17 protein-coding genes are annotated in these 16737 nt (G+C 42.5%); 4 read left to right on the forward strand and 13 right to left on the reverse strand.

The window, feature by feature from the left end:
- Nucleotides 1-136: 136 nt before the first annotated feature.
- Nucleotides 137-784, reverse strand: coding sequence for a potassium channel family protein (locus DWZ60_RS15295; protein WP_117813603.1), 648 nt, complete (start codon nucleotides 782-784; stop codon nucleotides 137-139).
- Nucleotides 785-803: 19 nt separating this feature from the next.
- Nucleotides 804-2144, reverse strand: a complete 1341-nt coding sequence (locus DWZ60_RS15300; RefSeq protein WP_117804786.1) for a TrkH family potassium uptake protein — start codon at nucleotides 2142-2144, stop codon at nucleotides 804-806.
- Nucleotides 2145-2682: 538 nt separating this feature from the next.
- Here DWZ60_RS15300 and DWZ60_RS15305 point away from each other — a divergent pair.
- Both DWZ60_RS15305 and DWZ60_RS15310 read left to right on the forward strand, forming a co-directional pair.
- Nucleotides 2683-3162: a PTS sugar transporter subunit IIA gene (locus DWZ60_RS15305; RefSeq protein WP_119222009.1), complete on the forward strand. Its 480-nt coding sequence runs from the start codon at nucleotides 2683-2685 to the stop codon at nucleotides 3160-3162.
- A gap of 253 nt (nucleotides 3163-3415) precedes the next feature.
- Nucleotides 3416-4885, forward strand: coding sequence for a PTS transporter subunit EIIC (locus DWZ60_RS15310; protein ID WP_119222011.1), 1470 nt, complete (start codon nucleotides 3416-3418; stop codon nucleotides 4883-4885).
- Between the two features lie 369 nt (nucleotides 4886-5254).
- Here DWZ60_RS15310 and DWZ60_RS15315 read toward each other — a convergent pair whose 3' ends face one another.
- The 3 genes from DWZ60_RS15315 to DWZ60_RS20990 all read right to left on the reverse strand — a co-directional run bounded on the left by DWZ60_RS15315 (nucleotide 5255) and on the right by DWZ60_RS20990 (nucleotide 7330).
- Complete coding sequence (locus tag DWZ60_RS15315; RefSeq protein WP_119188547.1) at nucleotides 5255-6196, reverse strand: TlpA disulfide reductase family protein; 942 nt, start codon at nucleotides 6194-6196, stop codon at nucleotides 5255-5257.
- An 83-nt stretch (nucleotides 6197-6279) separates the two neighbouring features.
- The gene (locus tag DWZ60_RS15320) at nucleotides 6280-7194 is read right to left on the reverse strand and encodes a 4Fe-4S binding protein (RefSeq protein WP_119188548.1); all 915 of its coding nucleotides are present in this window, start codon (nucleotides 7192-7194) and stop codon (nucleotides 6280-6282) included.
- Entirely contained in the window at nucleotides 7187-7330 is a 144-nt protein-coding gene (locus DWZ60_RS20990) for a CD1871A family CXXC motif-containing protein (protein WP_055218540.1), read from the reverse strand. Before DWZ60_RS20990 ends, DWZ60_RS15320 begins: the two co-directional genes overlap by 8 nt.
- Before the next feature lie 133 nt (nucleotides 7331-7463).
- On the opposite strand from DWZ60_RS20990, the gene DWZ60_RS15330 reads away from it, so the two are divergent.
- Both DWZ60_RS15330 and DWZ60_RS15335 read left to right on the forward strand, forming a co-directional pair.
- Nucleotides 7464-8111 carry a response regulator transcription factor gene (locus tag DWZ60_RS15330; protein ID WP_022461282.1) on the forward strand — a complete coding sequence of 216 codons (648 nt, stop codon included), beginning with the start codon at nucleotides 7464-7466 and terminating at the stop codon, nucleotides 8109-8111.
- Nucleotides 8108-9280: a sensor histidine kinase gene (locus tag DWZ60_RS15335; protein WP_119222013.1), complete on the forward strand. Its 1173-nt coding sequence runs from the start codon at nucleotides 8108-8110 to the stop codon at nucleotides 9278-9280. Before DWZ60_RS15330 ends, DWZ60_RS15335 begins: the two co-directional genes overlap by 4 nt.
- Nucleotides 9281-9642: 362 nt before the next feature.
- Here the strand turns inward: DWZ60_RS15335 and DWZ60_RS15345 are convergent, their stop codons facing one another.
- The 8 genes from DWZ60_RS15345 to DWZ60_RS17365 all read right to left on the reverse strand — a co-directional run bounded on the left by DWZ60_RS15345 (nucleotide 9643) and on the right by DWZ60_RS17365 (nucleotide 16693).
- On the reverse strand, nucleotides 9643-10404 hold the full coding sequence (locus tag DWZ60_RS15345) for a hypothetical protein (RefSeq protein WP_022461284.1): 762 nt from the start codon (nucleotides 10402-10404) through the stop codon (nucleotides 9643-9645).
- Nucleotides 10404-11600 (reverse strand): AAA family ATPase, encoded by a 1197-nt coding sequence (locus DWZ60_RS15350; protein ID WP_117760964.1) that lies wholly within the window; start codon nucleotides 11598-11600, stop codon nucleotides 10404-10406. Before DWZ60_RS15350 ends, DWZ60_RS15345 begins: the two co-directional genes overlap by 1 nt.
- 323 nt (nucleotides 11601-11923) lie before the next feature.
- Complete coding sequence (locus DWZ60_RS15355; RefSeq protein WP_147397762.1) at nucleotides 11924-13951, reverse strand: hypothetical protein; 2028 nt, start codon at nucleotides 13949-13951, stop codon at nucleotides 11924-11926.
- Entirely contained in the window at nucleotides 13906-15696 is a 1791-nt protein-coding gene (locus DWZ60_RS15360; protein ID WP_119222017.1) for an HD domain-containing protein, read from the reverse strand. The genes DWZ60_RS15355 and DWZ60_RS15360 overlap by 46 nt, the downstream gene beginning before the upstream one ends.
- Before the next feature lie 81 nt (nucleotides 15697-15777).
- Nucleotides 15778-15948 (reverse strand): Kiwa anti-phage protein KwaB-like domain-containing protein, encoded by a 171-nt coding sequence (locus DWZ60_RS15365; RefSeq protein WP_243037541.1) that lies wholly within the window; start codon nucleotides 15946-15948, stop codon nucleotides 15778-15780.
- Complete coding sequence (locus DWZ60_RS15370; RefSeq protein WP_119222019.1) at nucleotides 15923-16249, reverse strand: MBL fold metallo-hydrolase; 327 nt, start codon at nucleotides 16247-16249, stop codon at nucleotides 15923-15925. Before DWZ60_RS15370 ends, DWZ60_RS15365 begins: the two co-directional genes overlap by 26 nt.
- Nucleotides 16250-16374: 125 nt before the next feature.
- Nucleotides 16375-16557 (reverse strand): hypothetical protein, encoded by a 183-nt coding sequence (locus tag DWZ60_RS15375; RefSeq protein WP_118659244.1) that lies wholly within the window; start codon nucleotides 16555-16557, stop codon nucleotides 16375-16377.
- On the reverse strand, nucleotides 16538-16693 hold the full coding sequence (locus DWZ60_RS17365) for a hypothetical protein (RefSeq protein WP_158576412.1): 156 nt from the start codon (nucleotides 16691-16693) through the stop codon (nucleotides 16538-16540). Before DWZ60_RS17365 ends, DWZ60_RS15375 begins: the two co-directional genes overlap by 20 nt.
- Nucleotides 16694-16737: the final 44 nt, after the last annotated feature.

The raw sequence follows: 16737 nt of genomic DNA on the forward strand, positions 1-16737 counted from the left end.
TTGTCCCGTTTCCGGTTCCTCTCTTCTGTTTTCCGTGAAAAATGTCTCTATCTGATCTACGAGCACGCCTCCAGACAAAAAACCGACCAGGGTAACGAAGAGCAGTCCTACACTTAACACAGAAATCACCTCTCTTTCAGATTCGAAAACATTTCTGGATCGCTTTATATTCACCAAGAACCAATATGGTAGCATCGCCATTCAGAACTGTCTCCGGAGACACCGCAACATCTGTTTTTCCATATTTTCTTGTTGCCAGAATATTAATACCGTATTTTTTCCGGATATCCAGCTGGCCGACATTTTTTCCAATCCAGTTCTCCGGGATTTCAACCTCAAAAATCGCATACTGACTGTCAATTTCAATATAGTCAAACACATGATCCGAGCTGTAACGAATCGCTGTCCATTTTGCCATCTGTTTTTCCGGATAAACAACCTGATCCGCTCCGTTCCGCAACAGGAATTTTTCCTGTACATCCCGTTCTGCCCGGGACACGACCCATTTTGCGCCCAGCTCCTTCAAAAGACACGCGGTTTCCAGCGAATCCTGAAAGCTGCTTCCGATCGTCACAATACAGACATCATAATTTCCCACACCAAGGGATCGCAGAAAGTCTGCATTGACACTGTCACCGATCTGTGCATTTGTCACATACGGCATCACGGCGTCGATCCGTTCCTCATTTCGGTCTACCGCCATCACCTGATGTCCAAGCTGATTCAGATGCATGGCAATATGTCTCCCAAATCTTCCTACTCCAATCAGTAAAATATTTTTCATCTCATCTCTTCCTCTCTTCTTATCCTACATTTATTTTTTCCAGCGGCATTTTTGCATGTGCGCTCTTTCTCCCCGGCATCGCAGCATAAACAAGCGTCAGACCGCCAACCCTTCCAAGAAACATCAGTGCGATCAGAATTCCTTTCGAAAGAACACCGAGCTGCGGCGTAATTCCAAGCGTCAGGCCAACCGTTCCAACAGCAGATGCTGTCTCAAACAGACACTCAGAAATCGGCAGATTTTCTGCCACACTGATCACCATTCCTCCCATCAGCACCAGAAAAAGATACATCATCAGAATCGTAGATGCATTTTTTAATACCTCCTGGCCCACCCTGCGTCCAAACATCTGTGTGTCCTCTCTCTGACGGAACGTAGCAGACGCATTAGCTGTCAGCACGGCAAATGTGGTAATTTTCATTCCGCCAGCCGTTGATCCCGGTGCTCCGCCAATCATCATCAGAACAATCATAATCGCCTGGGAAGCACCTGTCATCCCGGAAAGATCTGCCGTATTAAATCCGGCCGTTCTTGTTGTCACGGACTGAAACAATGCGCAGAGCGTCCGCTCCTTGACCGGCATTCCGGCGAAATCCCGGAAGAAAAAGAAAGCCGCCGGAACAAAAATCAGAAACAGACTTGTAAGCAGGATCACCTTGCTTTGCATGCAGTACTGACGAAAATGGTATTTTTTTGTATAGATATCATCCCAGGTCAGAAATCCGATTCCACCTGTTACAATCAGCCCCATAATCGTAAGATTAACCAGTGGATTTCCCACATAAGAAGTCAGGGACGGATACAGATGATCCGTTTTTCCAAGAAGATCAAATCCTGCATTGCAGAATGCGGATACAGAATGAAACAACGCCATCCAGATTCCTTTTCCGCCGTAATCCCGTAAAAAAACAGGCAGAAGAAACAACGCCCCCAACAGTTCAATTCCAAAGGTTCCTTTGAGGATAAAACGCGTCAGGCGCACAATTCCGCCCACCTTCGGGGCAGAAATCGCATCCTGCATCGTGCTTCGCTGCATCAGGGAAATTTTTCTCCCAGAAAGCATCGCAATCGAAACAGCGATCGTAACCACACCAAGACCGCCGATCTGAATGAGCAGCAAAATCACGCTCTGTCCAAAGACGGACCAGTAGCTTCCTGTATCTCTGACTGCCAGTCCTGTCACACAGGCGGCTGATGTTGCAGTAAACAGTGTTTCTGTAAATGGCGTTACATTTCCTTCCCGCGAAGCCACAGGAAGCATCAAAAGCAGTGCTCCTGCCAGAATTACCCCCGCAAATCCAAGAATGATAATTTCAAACGACGACCATTGTTTCCTGTATCGCAGTTTTATACTCCACATTTCTCTTTTTACTCCTTCTTTTTGATTCCTCCTTATTTTAGAGACTTCCGTTTTAAAAACGTATAAATACCTTTTCCATGGCATTAAGATTGTATAAAGATTTTTCGAATTTCAAGCCCAAAAACAGGAACCGCCCAAAAGTTTCCCACAACAGTAATGGGGTCTGACCCCAATGTGTGTATATTCTTCTTTTATCGCAGTAACGCATTAGTTGGTTAAACTACCGATTTTTCTCCTTTTGAAAGTAGATTCTTTTGTCATAAATATCAAAAAAAGTATTTACAAATCCTTACGTATCAGTTATTATGTATATAATCTATTGAGAAGTTCGTGCAGAATTATGCAATTTTGTTTTTAATAAATACTCTGTTTCCTTTCCCAATGGCATTTTGTTGACTTTTTACGTCAAACAGAACGGATCAAAGGGTAAAATACCAAATTTTTTCGCAAAAAATCACTCAACGTAATTACAGATGAAATCGGATCCCTATCCCGAAAAAAACATCGCACCTTATTTTCGAAAGGAGATATCAATTTTATGTTTCATTTTCTAAAAGGAAAGAACAAAGAAAATGTTCTTTACGCACCTTGCAAAGGAAAAGTAGTTCCGCTTTCCGAAGTCCCGGATCCTACCTTTTCCGAAAAAATCCTGGGGGACGGATTTGCAGTGATTCCGTCTGAGGGAAAAATTTATGCACCGACAGACGGTGAAATAGCCATGGTATTTGATACTCTTCATGCCATCACGCTCACAAGCAGCTCCGGAGCCGAAATCCTGATCCACATCGGCCTGGATACGGTTACACTAAAGGGCGCACCGTTTACCGCACACGTTGCAGCCGGCGATCAGGTCAAAAAAGGAGATCTTCTGATGGATGTCGATCTGGACAAGATCACCGGAGCCGGATTGAACACAGTCACTCCGGTACTGATCTGTAATACCGATGATTACGGGAAAATCAGCTTGAAAAAAGAGGGCGAAGTTTCCTTAGACGAAGCCGTTCTCAGTATTTCCTGATCTTTTTTTGATCTTTCGTCAGATGAATCTTCATCCTCTTCTTTTATGAAATGAAATGTACGCTTGAAGGCTTTTCTCACTTGCTTTTGTGAAATGTACGCTTATAGCCTTTTCTCACTTGCTTTTGCGAAATGCCCTCTCAATGTCTTTTCTGCACTTGCTTTTGTAAGTATATTGGGTGGATTCGGTAAATTCACGTATCTAATTGGAGGTATCCAGTTATATAAATTATCTTTTAAGGAGGGAGAAATATATGAAATTTCTTCAGAAACTAGGGAAAGCCCTCATGCTTCCTGTAGCAGTACTGCCGATCTGCGGTATCCTGATGGGTATCGGATACCGGCTGTGTCCGGCAACGATGCAGGGCGGCGAGATCTCGGGCGCAGTAAACCTGATCGGTCTGTTTCTCGTAAAAGCAGGAGCAGCTCTGATCGACAACATGGCAATCCTCTTTGCAATCGGCGTTGGTGTCGGTATGTCAGAAAAGAATGACGGTACCGGCGGAATCGCAGCTCTGGCATCCTGGCTGATGATCACAACACTTCTTTCTACCGGAGTTGTTACAACTATCATCCCGTCCATCGCTGAGAGTGCTACAAAGACGCTGGCCTTTGACAAGATCGAAAACCCGTTCATCGGTATCCTGGCCGGTATCATCGGATCTGCCTGCTATAACCGTTTCAAAGACACCAAGCTTCCGGACTGGTTATCCTTCTTCAGCGGCAAACGCTGTGTAGCAATTGTTTCCGGTGTTGTTTCTATCGTTGTATCTGCTGTTCTGTTACTGGTATGGCCATTACTGTTCGGTGCTCTGGTAGCAATCGGTAAATCTATTGTCAGCCTTGATGTTGTCGGTGCCGGTATCTATGCATTCCTGAACCGTCTGCTGATCCCGACCGGATTACATCACGCTCTGAACAATGTATTCTGGTTTGACACGATCGGTCTTGGTGACTTGAAGCACTTCTGGGCTGGTGAAACATCTGCTGATGTAACCTGGAGCCTTGGTATGTACATGTCCGGATTCTTCCCATGTATGATGTTCGGTATTCCTGGTGCTGCACTTGCTATGGTAAGATGTGCAAAACCTGCAAAGAAAAAAGCTGCGATCGGTCTGGTAGCTTCTGCTGCAGTCTGCGCATTCATCTGTGGCGTTACAGAACCTTTTGAGTTCGGATTTATGTTCCTTGCTCCTGCTCTGTACGTAATCTATGCATTACTGTATGGTATCTTTACTATGATCACAGTTGCTCTCGGCTTCCGTGCAGGATTCAGCTTCTCCGCCGGTGCTATGGACCTCCTGTTCTCATCCTCACTGCCCGCAGCACAGAAAATATGGCTGATCATTCCGCTTGGAATCGCAGCATTCCTCGTATTCTACTTCGTATTCCTGTTTGCTATCAAGAAATGGGATCTGAAGACTCCTGGACGCGAAGATGACGATCTCGAAGCAGAGAAAAAAGTAGAGCTGGCAAGCGATAACTATACCGCAATCGCAGCTAAAATCCTGGAAGGCTGCGGCGGAAAAGAAAACATCACAAGCATTGATAACTGCGTTACAAGACTGCGACTGGAAGTGAAAGATATCACTGCAGTGAATGACAAAGTAATCAAATCTGCCGGCGTGGCAGGTGTGATCAAACCTGGCAAAACTTCTGTACAGGTTATCATTGGAACAAAGGTTCAGTTCGTAGCTGACGCTTTCTCCAAGCTTTGTGAATAATATTTACCCAGGTAGTCCAAAAGGAGCATATCGCTGATGCGGTATGCTCCTTTTAATTGCGCAAAGTTTTCCTTATTTTCTGCCCTTTCGCAGAGCAGGAACCCGGCTGTTGTTTGTCAAATGGCTGCTATCAAAACCAAAGGTCGGATTACTGGTGGTTCCGAAAACGTGTGCATATATGTGGGGAATCGCCGTGTGACCTCAGCTCTTGTTCTAAGCACCGAGCAGCTTTTCGGGACAGGTACAGCACAGTACATCGTTTCGTAAATGTATTTTTTTAAAATCTTGTTATGAAAAGGAGTGCGAAAAAACGTAACTTTGTTTTTTCGCACTCCCATTTTCTCTCCCAAAAACGCCGCAGCTCTCGTCTTACTTCGCGCTGTCTGCATCTATCACAGACTGGATCTGTTTCATCAGCGTATCATAATTCTCCTGATTGTCGATTCCGCCAAGCATCGGTTCTCCCACAATATTTCCATTTCGATCGACTAAGATTGTGGTCGGAAATGCCATAATATCGGAAGCATACTTTCCTGCAGTGGAAGCAGAGTCAATGGAAAGATTGCGGTATTTCGCACCCTGGCTTTCAAGAACCGCTGCTGCTTCTTTGATCGCATCCTGATTTCCGTCGAAGGTTTCTGTGTTGATGCCTACAACCTCGCCTCCCATGGATTTGATTGCATCGTTTAATTCGTTCAGCTTGGATAACTCAGCAACACAAGGCTTGCAGCCGGTAAACCAGAAATTCACGACCGTTACCGCATTTTTGGAAAACAGACTTTCGTCAACTGTGTTGCCATCATAATCCTGACCCGAAAAATCTCGGAACGGAGATGCCTCTTCGGAATCGTTTTTCGCGTTGCTATCTTCCGATGCTGTATTGCCATTTTCCATTTCCGCTATCTGTTCCTCGATTTTTCGTATCGTTGCAATATCATCCGTCAGTGTATTCAGCTCGTCCTCTGAAAAAGAGTCCTTGTTGGCTTCAACCGTGTCTGCCAGATAATCCCCATAATTTCCGCTCGGATCAGCCGTGCTTTTATTCATCATGCCAAACACCTTGTTCCATACATCCGCATGATCTGCAAAAATCTGGTTCTCCTGCTGATATAAATCGTCCAGCTTTGTGCCGGAAGCCCCTGCCGTTTCGGTTCCGGATTCCGCAACAGATCCCGTAACAGCTTCTGTGCCGGATTCCGTCTGGGTTGTCTGCGTTTTCTTTGTGTCTGCAGCCTCTTTTCCGTTGCATGCGGTAAGTAATAATGCTACGCTGAGTGTAAAAACAGGGATAAAAGTTCTTTTGGTTTTCATAAATTATGGCTCCTTTTAAGATAGTATAATGTAAAAAACAAAAATTCAATATCATCCTTCGATGCTTCGTGATCTGCTGCTAATCAATGGTTTCTGATCTCTGACTGTTGATCTCCGGTGTCCTTTTTCTGACACGTTTTTCCCATAAACTGATAGTGGATCGCATCCTTCGGGCAGGCCTTGATGCAGGCTCCGCATCGGATGCATTCCGGATGATTTGGGGTCCGGCACACGTCGATATCCATTTTACATGCCCTGGAACACTGATTGCATCCGACACATTTGCTGTTTTCAATCGTGATATGTAAAAAGCTTACCTTATTAAATAAGGAATAGATTGCCCCAAGAGGACAGATCCATTTGCAGAAGGGTCTGTAAAACAAGATGCTGAGCACGACAACCGTAATCAGAATACCGAATTTAAACGAAAACAGCTTGCCCAGTGCAGACCGGATTGCGGCATTTCCGATGGAAAGCGGGATCGCCCCCTCCAGAACGCCCTGCGGACAAATATATTTGCAGAAGAACGGATCTCCCATCCCGATCGAATTCGTTGCAAACATCGGCAGAAGAATCACAAAAACAACAAGGATGATATATTTCAGATACCGCAGCGGCTTCAGTCTGGCCGTAGAGAATTTCTTTCCGGGGATTTTGTGAAGCAAATCCTGAAACCATCCAAACGGGCACAAAAAACCACAGATGAATCTTCCCAGTGTCACGCCGAGTAAAATCAGGAACCCGGTTATGTAGTAGGAAAACTTAAATTTGGATGATCCGACAACCGCCTGAAAGGCTCCGATGGGGCACGCTCCCGTCGCGGCAGGACAGGAATAACAGTTTAGTCCCGGTACGCATACCGTTTTCGCTTTGCCCTGATATATTTTGCCCTGAAAAAAATTGGGGATATGAGGATTGGTAAGCAGTGTGGCCGCTGCCTGGATCCACCCGCGTATTCCGGCTATTTTCTTTGATCGTAACTTCTTTTTCTTATCCAATTCCGACACACTCCAGACATAATTTAATTGCTTTCCCAAGCACAGCAGCCGCTTCCCCTCTGACGGCGCCATAGCCCATCATCGCTATGCCTGTGATAACTAGAACAATTTGAGATATTTTTCTGCATTTCAAAATGTGGTTGCTCCTTTGATTTTATTGATTGACCAGCTGACTCTGATATTATACAATAGCTGTTGTAAAATCATTGTTAAGAAATGGGCAGGTGAAAAAAATTTTGAGATTATTAATCGTGGAAGATGAGAAACAAATGTGTGACACAGTTGCCAGAAGTCTGTACGCCGCCGGGTACGAGGTAGATACCTGCTATGATGGGGCGGAGGCTCTGGAATGCATCCTGGCAGAAAATTATGATCTGATTGTCCTGGATCTCAATCTGCCCGGCATGGACGGAATGGATCTTCTAAAAGAACTCCGGAAGGAAAACGAAGAAACGAAGGTGCTGATCTTATCTGCAAGAGGACAGATTGCAGACAAAGTAGAAGGACTCGATGCCGGGGCAAATGATTATATGGAAAAGCCGTTCCATCTGCAGGAGCTGGAAGCGCGGATCCGCAGTCTGACAAGAAGAAAATTTGTGCAGAAGGATGTCTGTCTGGAAAGTGGCGGGATCAAATTCGATACCATCAAACGAGAGGCCTATGCCAACGGAACCCTGGTTTCCCTGACAAGAAAAGAAAACGGAATTTTGGAATATCTGCTTCTTCACCTTGGCAGACCGGTAAGCCAGGAAGAATTGATCGAGCATGTCTGGGATGCCTCCGTGGACAGCTTCAGCGGATCCATCCGCGTCCATATGTCTTCTCTTCGCCGAAAGCTCAGGGCGGTACTTGGATACGATCCGATTTTAAATAAAGTAGGCGAAGGATATCAAATACGAGAGGAGTCCGACCGATGAAAAAAATATCACTGCAGTGGAGACTTACCTGTATCATTACCCTGTATATTGCGGTCATCTGTGGATGTCTGACCCTGCTTGTCTATAAAAACGGAATTTATTATATCGATTCCCTGCAGGAGACCGTAGATGCCAGGGGCGATGATGCCGGAGATCAGGGCGGAGACGGTGCCGCAGACGGTTCCGATCAAATCTATATCAGCATTCCGGAGGACAAGTGGGATGAATTTGCCAGGGATTTCTCTGTTCAGGTGTACAACAATAAAGCAGACTACAAAAGAAACAGCCTGATCCTTTCCGCCTTATTGGCCCTTCTTGGCGGTGTCGCTACCTATTTTATCAGTGGCCATGCGCTCAGACCCATTCGTGAGTTCTCCGAAAAAATCGAGGAGGTGCAGGCACAGAATCTGGCCGATTCGCGCATTGAAGAAAACAAAGTAAAAGAGCTGAACCAGCTTCGTATTTCGTATAACAAGATGCTGGAACGTCTCGCAGATGCTTTTGAAATCCAGAGACAGTTTACGGCAAATGCAGCACACGAGCTTCGAACCCCATTGTCTGTCATGCAGGTACAGCTCGATTTATACCATTCCACCCCGCATCCGGGCAATGACGCCGACACCTTACAAACACTGAAAATGGTGACGGAGCAAAACGGCCGACTCAGCAAAATGGTCAAGACACTGCTCGATATGAGTGAGCTTCAAACAGTAAGCAGGGATGAAACCATTGCCGTTGATGCCCTCGTCGATGAAGTACTGGTGGATCTGGAACCGCTTACCCAGGAAAAGGAGATAAAACTGATCGGGAACTGTAAAGATACCACGATGGTCGGAAGTGACATTTTGATTTACCGGATGGTATACAATCTTGTTGAGAATGCAATCAAATACAACCATTTCGGCGGACAGGTTACCGTAACCGCATACCGGAGCGGAAAAAACATCTGCCTGTCCGTAGAAGATACCGGAAGCGGAATCCCGGCTGAATTAAAAGAACGCATATTTGAACCATTCTTCCGCGTAGATAAATCCAGAAGCCGCCAGCTTGGCGGAGTAGGCCTTGGGCTGGCCCTGGTTCGTGAAATCGTGCGCGTACATGACGGCAGAATAACCGTTCAGTCCAGCCCGTCCGGTGGAACGATCTTTGAGGTAGTCTTTACACAGTGACATCATCCCAAAAGCCAGTCGATGACATCATCTGTTCTGGTGTGACTCCATTTCTTCTTTTTTCTCAGTATGGCATATTATACGCAGAACATCAAAATATTTTCCCATTTCGGAAACTTTTATTTTATTCAGCCCAATATTTTCCCGTTTCAGAAGCAAAACCGCATAAGCCACAGCTGCACTTCGGATTACACCTGGGTGCTGTCTGTGGTTCATGCGGTATGAGGCACAGCTTCATGCTTCCTTCCGTTGGGCAAAAAAAAGAGCGAACCAACGCATTATCACATGTATCAATTCGCTCAAAATAATACTGATTCGGATGTGCTTCAGTCACTTTCCTCAGCGAAAAGAAGCCCCGTTTATCACACATTTGCTGTTTTCTGTTCAATCAAAAAATCACGCACATCTTCATCAAACCGTTTTGCTTGTGGACATTTTGCAACCACATCATCCCAATTTTCACAAACAGTTTCAATTAACTTTTCGTATGTCCGTTTTTCTTTTTTAGGACGATTTTTAATTTTCACTCCATGATATTGCGGTGAATGTGCAATGATGTTAACCCACGGATCAAGTAATGTTTCATAATCATCGTACTGATCACAGGCTGCCACAATCCATGTATCCGTTGCATCAAACGGAATCATATAGCTCACAGCCAGTCCATCTTCCGGAAGCAACAACGTCCCTATGAATGTTCTTAAAAAATCAGCCTCTGCATCTGGAGTATTTCCATGGTGTTCACACGGTAACGCAACCGGACATTCGTTTCTATCTCCAATTATTTTTTCACAGGTAAGCGGATGTGCTCCTTCCGGCGCATCACAAAGTGCCCTTTGACAAACACAATGGACTTCTTTCTCGCATCTTTGGACATCTCCATCCATATGGACAACCAAAAGATCAAGTACTGGTGTCAAGGAATGCATATAGGCCTTCAGCTTTCCCTGATTGTCTTCACACCATTTCCAGACACCTTTCCAACCATTTCCAAACTGTCCGATCATGTTGGGTTCTGGCTGAATCATTTGATAATTGTTTTCTTCATTGGTAATTGTATCAATGACTGCTGCAATCAGTTCAAAATCCCGTGGGCCTTCTGCAACAATTCCTATCGTTTTCATTACAGATTCGGTACGCCCCCTAACCGTCCTTCTGTCCACAATCTCGACAGAGAATAACCAGAATCCATTAACTCCTTAGTCACCTGAATTCTCTGTAAAGATGTGTGACCTGATTTTCTGCTTTTGTTTACTGCAAACAATCTTATATCATCATTCATTAAATCAAGTCCGTCCAAAACCAGAGGGTTGTGGGTTGTTACAAAAACAGTCTTATCCTGTTCCAGAATTGTTTTACAGAACAGCTTTGTCGTCTCTCTCGCAAGTCTAGGATGCATTGCATGATCAAAACTATCCACAGCAAAAATGCCCGGTGCATCAGGGTGCAATGCCAAGCAAAGAAGAAACAGAACATACAACGCTCCTTCACTGGCATCGTAAGCGGTAAAGCTTGTTTTTGAAGTCAAATATCGATCTTGGAACTCCAAAATTCTTCTCGTCGTCGGAACAGCAGCATTTACGCTTGACTTTTTAGGTGCAGTCACATCAAACCCACTTGCCCAATCGATCAGTTCCAAGACTTCATCCAGTGGAAGATTCTGCAAGTAGCTTTCACCGTCTTCATCTTGCCTCATGATTTCTTCAATTGCCTCTGCAAGTCTGCCTCCGCACAAACCGATAGGATTAACCTGATACGGATCAGGGAGCGTTCCTCTCAATGCTTGTGTGTTAGGTTGATAAATCGCATAGTTCTTAAACTTCTCAATTTCCGGTCTAACCTCAGCAAGTTCTTCATTAGGTTCGAGCATCAGTAACCCCACATACGGATCATATGTTGTTTTTGATGCACCGCTTCTTCCCCACAGTGTTTGATTATTTACAGTCAATTTTTCCGAATGATAACGCCACATGTCTCGTCTGGCTGAATCCGATTCATTTGGAACATTCAAATTGACTCCATATTGATAGTCCTTTTCATTTTGTCGCCAAGACACATCAAAATTGATGGTTGGTGCTTTTCTCCTTAAATCGGAGAATGCCGACTTATAAAGTCCCGGAACACTAAGACGAATACCTTTCCGCTGCATACTTGCGTTATCTACTCGATCTGTCATAGCAGCACAAAGCAAACCAATAGCCTCAAGGATTGTTGTTTTTCCAGAGCCATTTGCTCCAATAAAAACATTTACACGTCCCGGCTCAAACGACACCTCTTCCAATGTCTTGAAATTTTTAAAAACTAGCTTTTTAATGTTCAAAGCACTCACTTCCTTCATAAAGCCAGCTCAAGCTTAACATAAGCTTTGCCATGTTTCAAATTAAGTATACCAGTTTTCTAAAATAATTACAAACTTATTTTAGAATTTTTCTTCGTTTTGAAAATTTGTACTCGATATACAGGTTTCTTTTGTCTTTCCATAATAAAGACCCTCCTAACGATATTTATTGCATCACAGAAAAACCTTTTAAACATTATTTTACAGAAAAGTTTCATACTCTCGTAAATGATGCTAATGATGGCATAATATCAACTCCGCGAATCAAAATGGCAGGGATTCGTATACTGTTATTTTTCGTTTTTTCATCCAAACGTGCATCTTCCATCTGCCCAACAATAAATCAAGTCTTTCAAAAACTCTCTGTACTGTGTCTCAATTTTCTCTTCTTTCACATCATCTCCCGTCTTTTTTCTGTACACTGCGATGTAATGAATCACTGCCTTTCCACCCTCTGAATTAATAATACGATCTATAATTTCCTGACTCTTTTCATCAATTGGACATCCAATGAATTGATCCATAAACGCTTTGATTCCTGCCCCATAATCCCATAATGGTATCTCCGGATACTTCGCCAGCATTCCAATCTGTGCATGATATTGTTCTTCTGCATTTTCAATTCCAAGCATCGGATATTCTTCCATTCCAATCATAGCCACATATCCCTTCGGATCATGGCTCCGCTCTACTTCTTTCCAGAATTCTTTAAATATTCTCTTTTTCGTCTGTGAATCTATCTGTACTCCGTGTGTGTTACTGTTATGAATGCTGAATTCCATCCTTCTTTCGTCCATACTTACAAGAGACATTCTGTGGAAAACCGGAAACAGTTCACTTATATATGTCGTAAATGGTCTCCTTAAAACAATCGTCTCTTTATTCAACATATCTTTTGCAGCTTCAGATAATGGTCTGATTCGATAAAACAGTTTCCAGTTAAGATAGGACTCTGTGCAGAATTTACGCCATACTTTTTTCTCTTTTTCTCCAATCGGGCAGTTTTCCCCTGGTATGTCTAATACAATTTCAGGAATCCCTGAAAATCTCAGGAATATTTCCAACGGTTTTACATTTGAAAAACAGTGCTCTGCTCTCCATTCCACAAACACTTTATCCAAAGCCGAATTCGGCAGGCAATATTTCCATCTAATAGAATCCGGAACTCTGTTCCTGAATTCCGGTCGCCATCGAATCAACCCGCTTATGGCACTCTCCTCTACGCACTGATACATATCTTTTGTAAATTTCCATTGCGAGCAGAACGGAAATGCTTTTTGATAAAATTGAAAGCTTTTCTGCGTAATCAAATTTTTATATTCAAACAACGTATTTTTTTCATTATCGTCAAACTTCACTTTTTCAAACGCAACATAGGAAAATCCAATTCCTGCAATCTGCAGAAAATGCTGCAGCAGAGTTCGCATCTGCTGATCAAAATCCGGCTGTGGAAAAGATTCCCCGTGCATTCCGTTCCAATCCATTTTCCATCTTTTAATCAACTGATCTGCAAGGCAAAATATATGCTGCACCTCTTCCATTCCAGCCTCTGGATCCCACAGTTTTATGCTTTTATCTAACATTTTTACAATTAAAAAATATGGCAGTGTCTTTCTGGTAAGCATTTTATGGTTCCACCGCTCTGGCATTCCCCAATATTTTTTCTTAAGTTCACAGCCCTCTGTCCATATTTCTTTCAGTGATATCTCTTTCTTCTGATAAATTCTGTTTGCCATTGCATCAATATCATTTGTGAGATTTCTAATATCATTGTTTTGATAAAATTCATCCAACATGAAAACATATATTCTTTTTGCAAATGCAGTAGCCTCTTCCACAACGCTTTCCAGTTTTCTGCATGCTGCCAGAGATAATTTCATTCTTGCTGCGTCCACCCAATCATTTCCTGCACCATCCAGCACATCCATCTGATTCAGATATAAGCTGTCACTGCATTTACCAGATTCCATCCTTTCTGTAAGACGAATCCCCTTATAGCAAACGTTATCTCCTCCCATGCTCTCCATTCCAAAACTTAATACGCAATTCTTCTCCCGATCCCACACCATTATCGACCGGTAGTCATCTGTAAACGCAAAATGATATCGTTCTGACTCGACAGACTGATCAATCAATTGATTTTCTTTTTCTGTTCTGCTCAGTTCATTGTACCAGGTCGACTGCGAAAAAGCTGGTATTTCATAATCCTGATTTGCATAGATGGGAACCATAGGTGTTATGCACCACGTTTTCATTATCTTTTTAATTTTCTTTTGTATTCCATCCTTTACATTTTCGAGAAATGATTTTCCAACATTACCTCGTTTAGCCATTCTTTCAATTCTTCCGTTAACAGAAATGAAAATCTAAATTCTGATCCCCTTTGCAGAGTCTGATTCATTTTCTTGCAAAATGCATAACCACCTTTTTTCCCTGAATATAATGTCATCTCATTTGCCTTGTTCTCACTATCGGACTTAGTTCGTATCGTCAGGGAATCTGTTACTGAAAATACCGTATGCAGTCCAATTCCAAATGCCCCTGTCGGTCTCAGCCATTCCGGCATTCTTTTGATTTCATCCTGGTATTCTTTTCGTTCCGGCCAGCTTCGTCCTGTTGTCAGAATATTACGTTTAAACTCATCCATGCTGATGCCAATCCCTTTATCCCGAATCGAAAAATAAACTTTTCCCGTTTCACGACTATAGTCTGTGTGAATCATAATCGCATGTTCCTCAAAAATATTGGGATATGCTCTTTCTACATCAAACGGCGATGTTTTTTCATTAAATTGAAAGCCATATGCAGACAACGTCCTGTATAACTGCATCTTTGTTGCGTCCAGTGCATTCTGTATCAGTTCTCTCACAAAAATCAATTTATTATTCTGGTAAATGCTGATACCTTCAATCAGTTTAAATGCCTTTTCAGATGAGAAAAGAAACTTCAGATTTTTATGTGTAGATTCAGATTCCTCTCCGTCAATCAAAATCTTATACTTCAGTTCAGGAACAGAAATAAACTTTTTCTCTGGAAATAATTCCATTGAATGCATCTTTCCTGCAGTAACCTCCTGCTCCAGCCAGGATTTCCAGTTGATATGCTCTTTCACCGTATTCTGAAATATATTTTTCAGCGCAGAATCCCGTTCTGCTTTCTCCATATGTTTTAGCCAGTTCTCTTCACATTCCCTCTGAATCATATCATAACAGACATTGGCAACAACTACTATCCCATCCGAAGATATATGTAAAGTCTCTACACTCTTATGTTTGAAATAATGTGCAAGGTTTTCTTCTCCGAGATTGCCGAATACTTTGATTCCAACACCATTAAAACGATTATTATCCATATCACATAAATCGCCCATACGGATCAGATATGCAACCATTCTCGGATGGAATTCTTCAACACCGAATGAATCTGCCAATGGCATTTCTTTTAAAATATCCTCAAACGACCAGTTGTGCGCCATGGATATCCGATAGATGTTATGAATAATTCTGTCTGGCAGGAATGAATCATCTATCGACAGTAATGAACCAAATTCACTTGTTCTGGCATCTGTCACATGCTTGATTCTCTGGCCATGTCTTGGGCGGAAATACTCCATCAGAATCACAGCAACAGAACGGCGTACTTCAAGAACCGAACATCCTTCTCCTTTTTCTGCCTTATCAATCTTCCGCGCAGCTCTTCCTACTTCATCTTCTCTCTTTCTGGCAGAAGTGAGAAAATCCTGAAATCCCTCCGTTTCCCATAATTGTTTCACTTCTTCGTCTGAATACAGCATTCCTGTATCATGCATATAAGCACACATTAAGATTAAAAACGTATCAATGCCCGACATTTTCTTGATCGTCTTTTGTCCAAGAATCTTTTCGATCGCTGAAATAATATTCATGGAATGAACGGCATCGTGCGTACTATAAGTTGGAAATGACGTAACGACAGAGCCGATATATCTTGTAACTTTCTGCTTCTGAATATTGAATACACTTTCCAGATTTTTTACAGTTTCATCGTATTCTGCTATCTTGTGCAGATGCGTTTCTAAGGTGATTCGTCTGGTTTTCATTTGTATTTTGCCCCTTTACTATCAAATATGTTTTCTCGTATAACTAAAAGATTTTCCCATATAATTTTTGCATATATTCACCTATACCGGCTTCGCCACCCGTTTCACATCGGTATCATATTCTTGATTTGTCACATCTGATCTTGTATATCTTTCATCCAGCAAGTCAATCAAATCTTCGACCTGTTGATATGTATTTAAAACAATCAGACCCTCTTGATTTTCTTCAAATTTGTCTTTCCAGTCTCTCAACCTGTGTAGCATCCTTGAGGTACATAATTTTCATCTTCTCCCTTTTCGGTGACGTGTGAACATCCGCAATACTTTCAAAAAGCATTTTTGCTTCTTTTGAATACAATTCTAAATCCGCCTCTATGATATCTGAGCAGCAAAAACAAGTCTCCTTTGTACAATACTCCTTCCATATTTCATCCAAACCTCTGGTATGGTCATCATGAGGATGTGTCCAGCACACAAAATCTACCTTCTTTATCCGTTCTTTTTCAAGAACCATTTTAACTGCATTCTGCTCTTCCGTCTTATAACAGTCCACAAGACCCGTCTACGCTACCATCCCATCTGTTTTGATAAAAAATACAACACTTTCTCCTTGATCATGATATCCTATCACATTCAGCTCCAGCTTCAATGAATCTTCAAAAAATAATTTTCGCATCGCTATTCTACCAAACGGATCTTAACTCTTTTTCTTTTCGGTCTTGTTTCTATCGTTATTACTGTATCTGCTGCTTTTACTGCATAGTCCGTAACAAATTCATTTTTGTTTTTCTTTTGCTGCTTTTCTCCATAGCTGGTTATATACGGTGTTTTGAATTGTGTATCAAACTGTATCTTCGCCATTTGCTTCTACTCCTATAATCATATCTTTGTCAAAACTTCCATCAATCAATTGATTTAAAAAAGTTTCCGTTACTGCATCCTTATATAATTCGAAAAGCCAATCGTTCATCTGCATAATTTTTTCTTTATTTTCCATCAGTCTTTAATTACTTTGCGAATCAATCAAATACATATCTGCAT

Source organism: Blautia sp. AF34-10, assembly GCF_003477865.1.
Lineage (GTDB): Bacteria > Bacillota > Clostridia > Lachnospirales > Lachnospiraceae > Fusicatenibacter > Fusicatenibacter saccharivorans.

Excerpts from the sequence above, each read along its gene's own strand:
- DWZ60_RS15295 (WP_117813603.1), bottom strand. The coding sequence starts at position 784 with ATGAAAAATATTTTACTGATTGGAGTAGGAAGATTTGGGAGACATATT.
- DWZ60_RS15300 (WP_117804786.1), bottom strand. The coding sequence starts at position 2,144 with ATGTGGAGTATAAAACTGCGATACAGGAAACAATGGTCGTCGTTTGAA.
- DWZ60_RS15305 (WP_119222009.1), top strand. The coding sequence starts at position 2,683 with ATGTTTCATTTTCTAAAAGGAAAGAACAAAGAAAATGTTCTTTACGCA.
- DWZ60_RS15310 (WP_119222011.1), top strand. The coding sequence starts at position 3,416 with ATGAAATTTCTTCAGAAACTAGGGAAAGCCCTCATGCTTCCTGTAGCA.
- DWZ60_RS15315 (WP_119188547.1), bottom strand. The coding sequence starts at position 6,196 with ATGAAAACCAAAAGAACTTTTATCCCTGTTTTTACACTCAGCGTAGCA.
- DWZ60_RS15330 (WP_022461282.1), top strand. The coding sequence starts at position 7,464 with ATGTGTGACACAGTTGCCAGAAGTCTGTACGCCGCCGGGTACGAGGTA.
- DWZ60_RS15335 (WP_119222013.1), top strand. The coding sequence starts at position 8,108 with ATGAAAAAAATATCACTGCAGTGGAGACTTACCTGTATCATTACCCTG.
- DWZ60_RS15345 (WP_022461284.1), bottom strand. The coding sequence starts at position 10,404 with ATGAAAACGATAGGAATTGTTGCAGAAGGCCCACGGGATTTTGAACTG.
- DWZ60_RS15355 (WP_147397762.1), bottom strand. The coding sequence starts at position 13,951 with ATGGCTAAACGAGGTAATGTTGGAAAATCATTTCTCGAAAATGTAAAG.
- DWZ60_RS15360 (WP_119222017.1), bottom strand. The coding sequence starts at position 15,696 with ATGAAAACCAGACGAATCACCTTAGAAACGCATCTGCACAAGATAGCA.
- DWZ60_RS15375 (WP_118659244.1), bottom strand. The coding sequence starts at position 16,557 with ATGGCGAAGATACAGTTTGATACACAATTCAAAACACCGTATATAACC.
- DWZ60_RS17365 (WP_158576412.1), bottom strand. The coding sequence starts at position 16,693 with ATGGAAAATAAAGAAAAAATTATGCAGATGAACGATTGGCTTTTCGAA.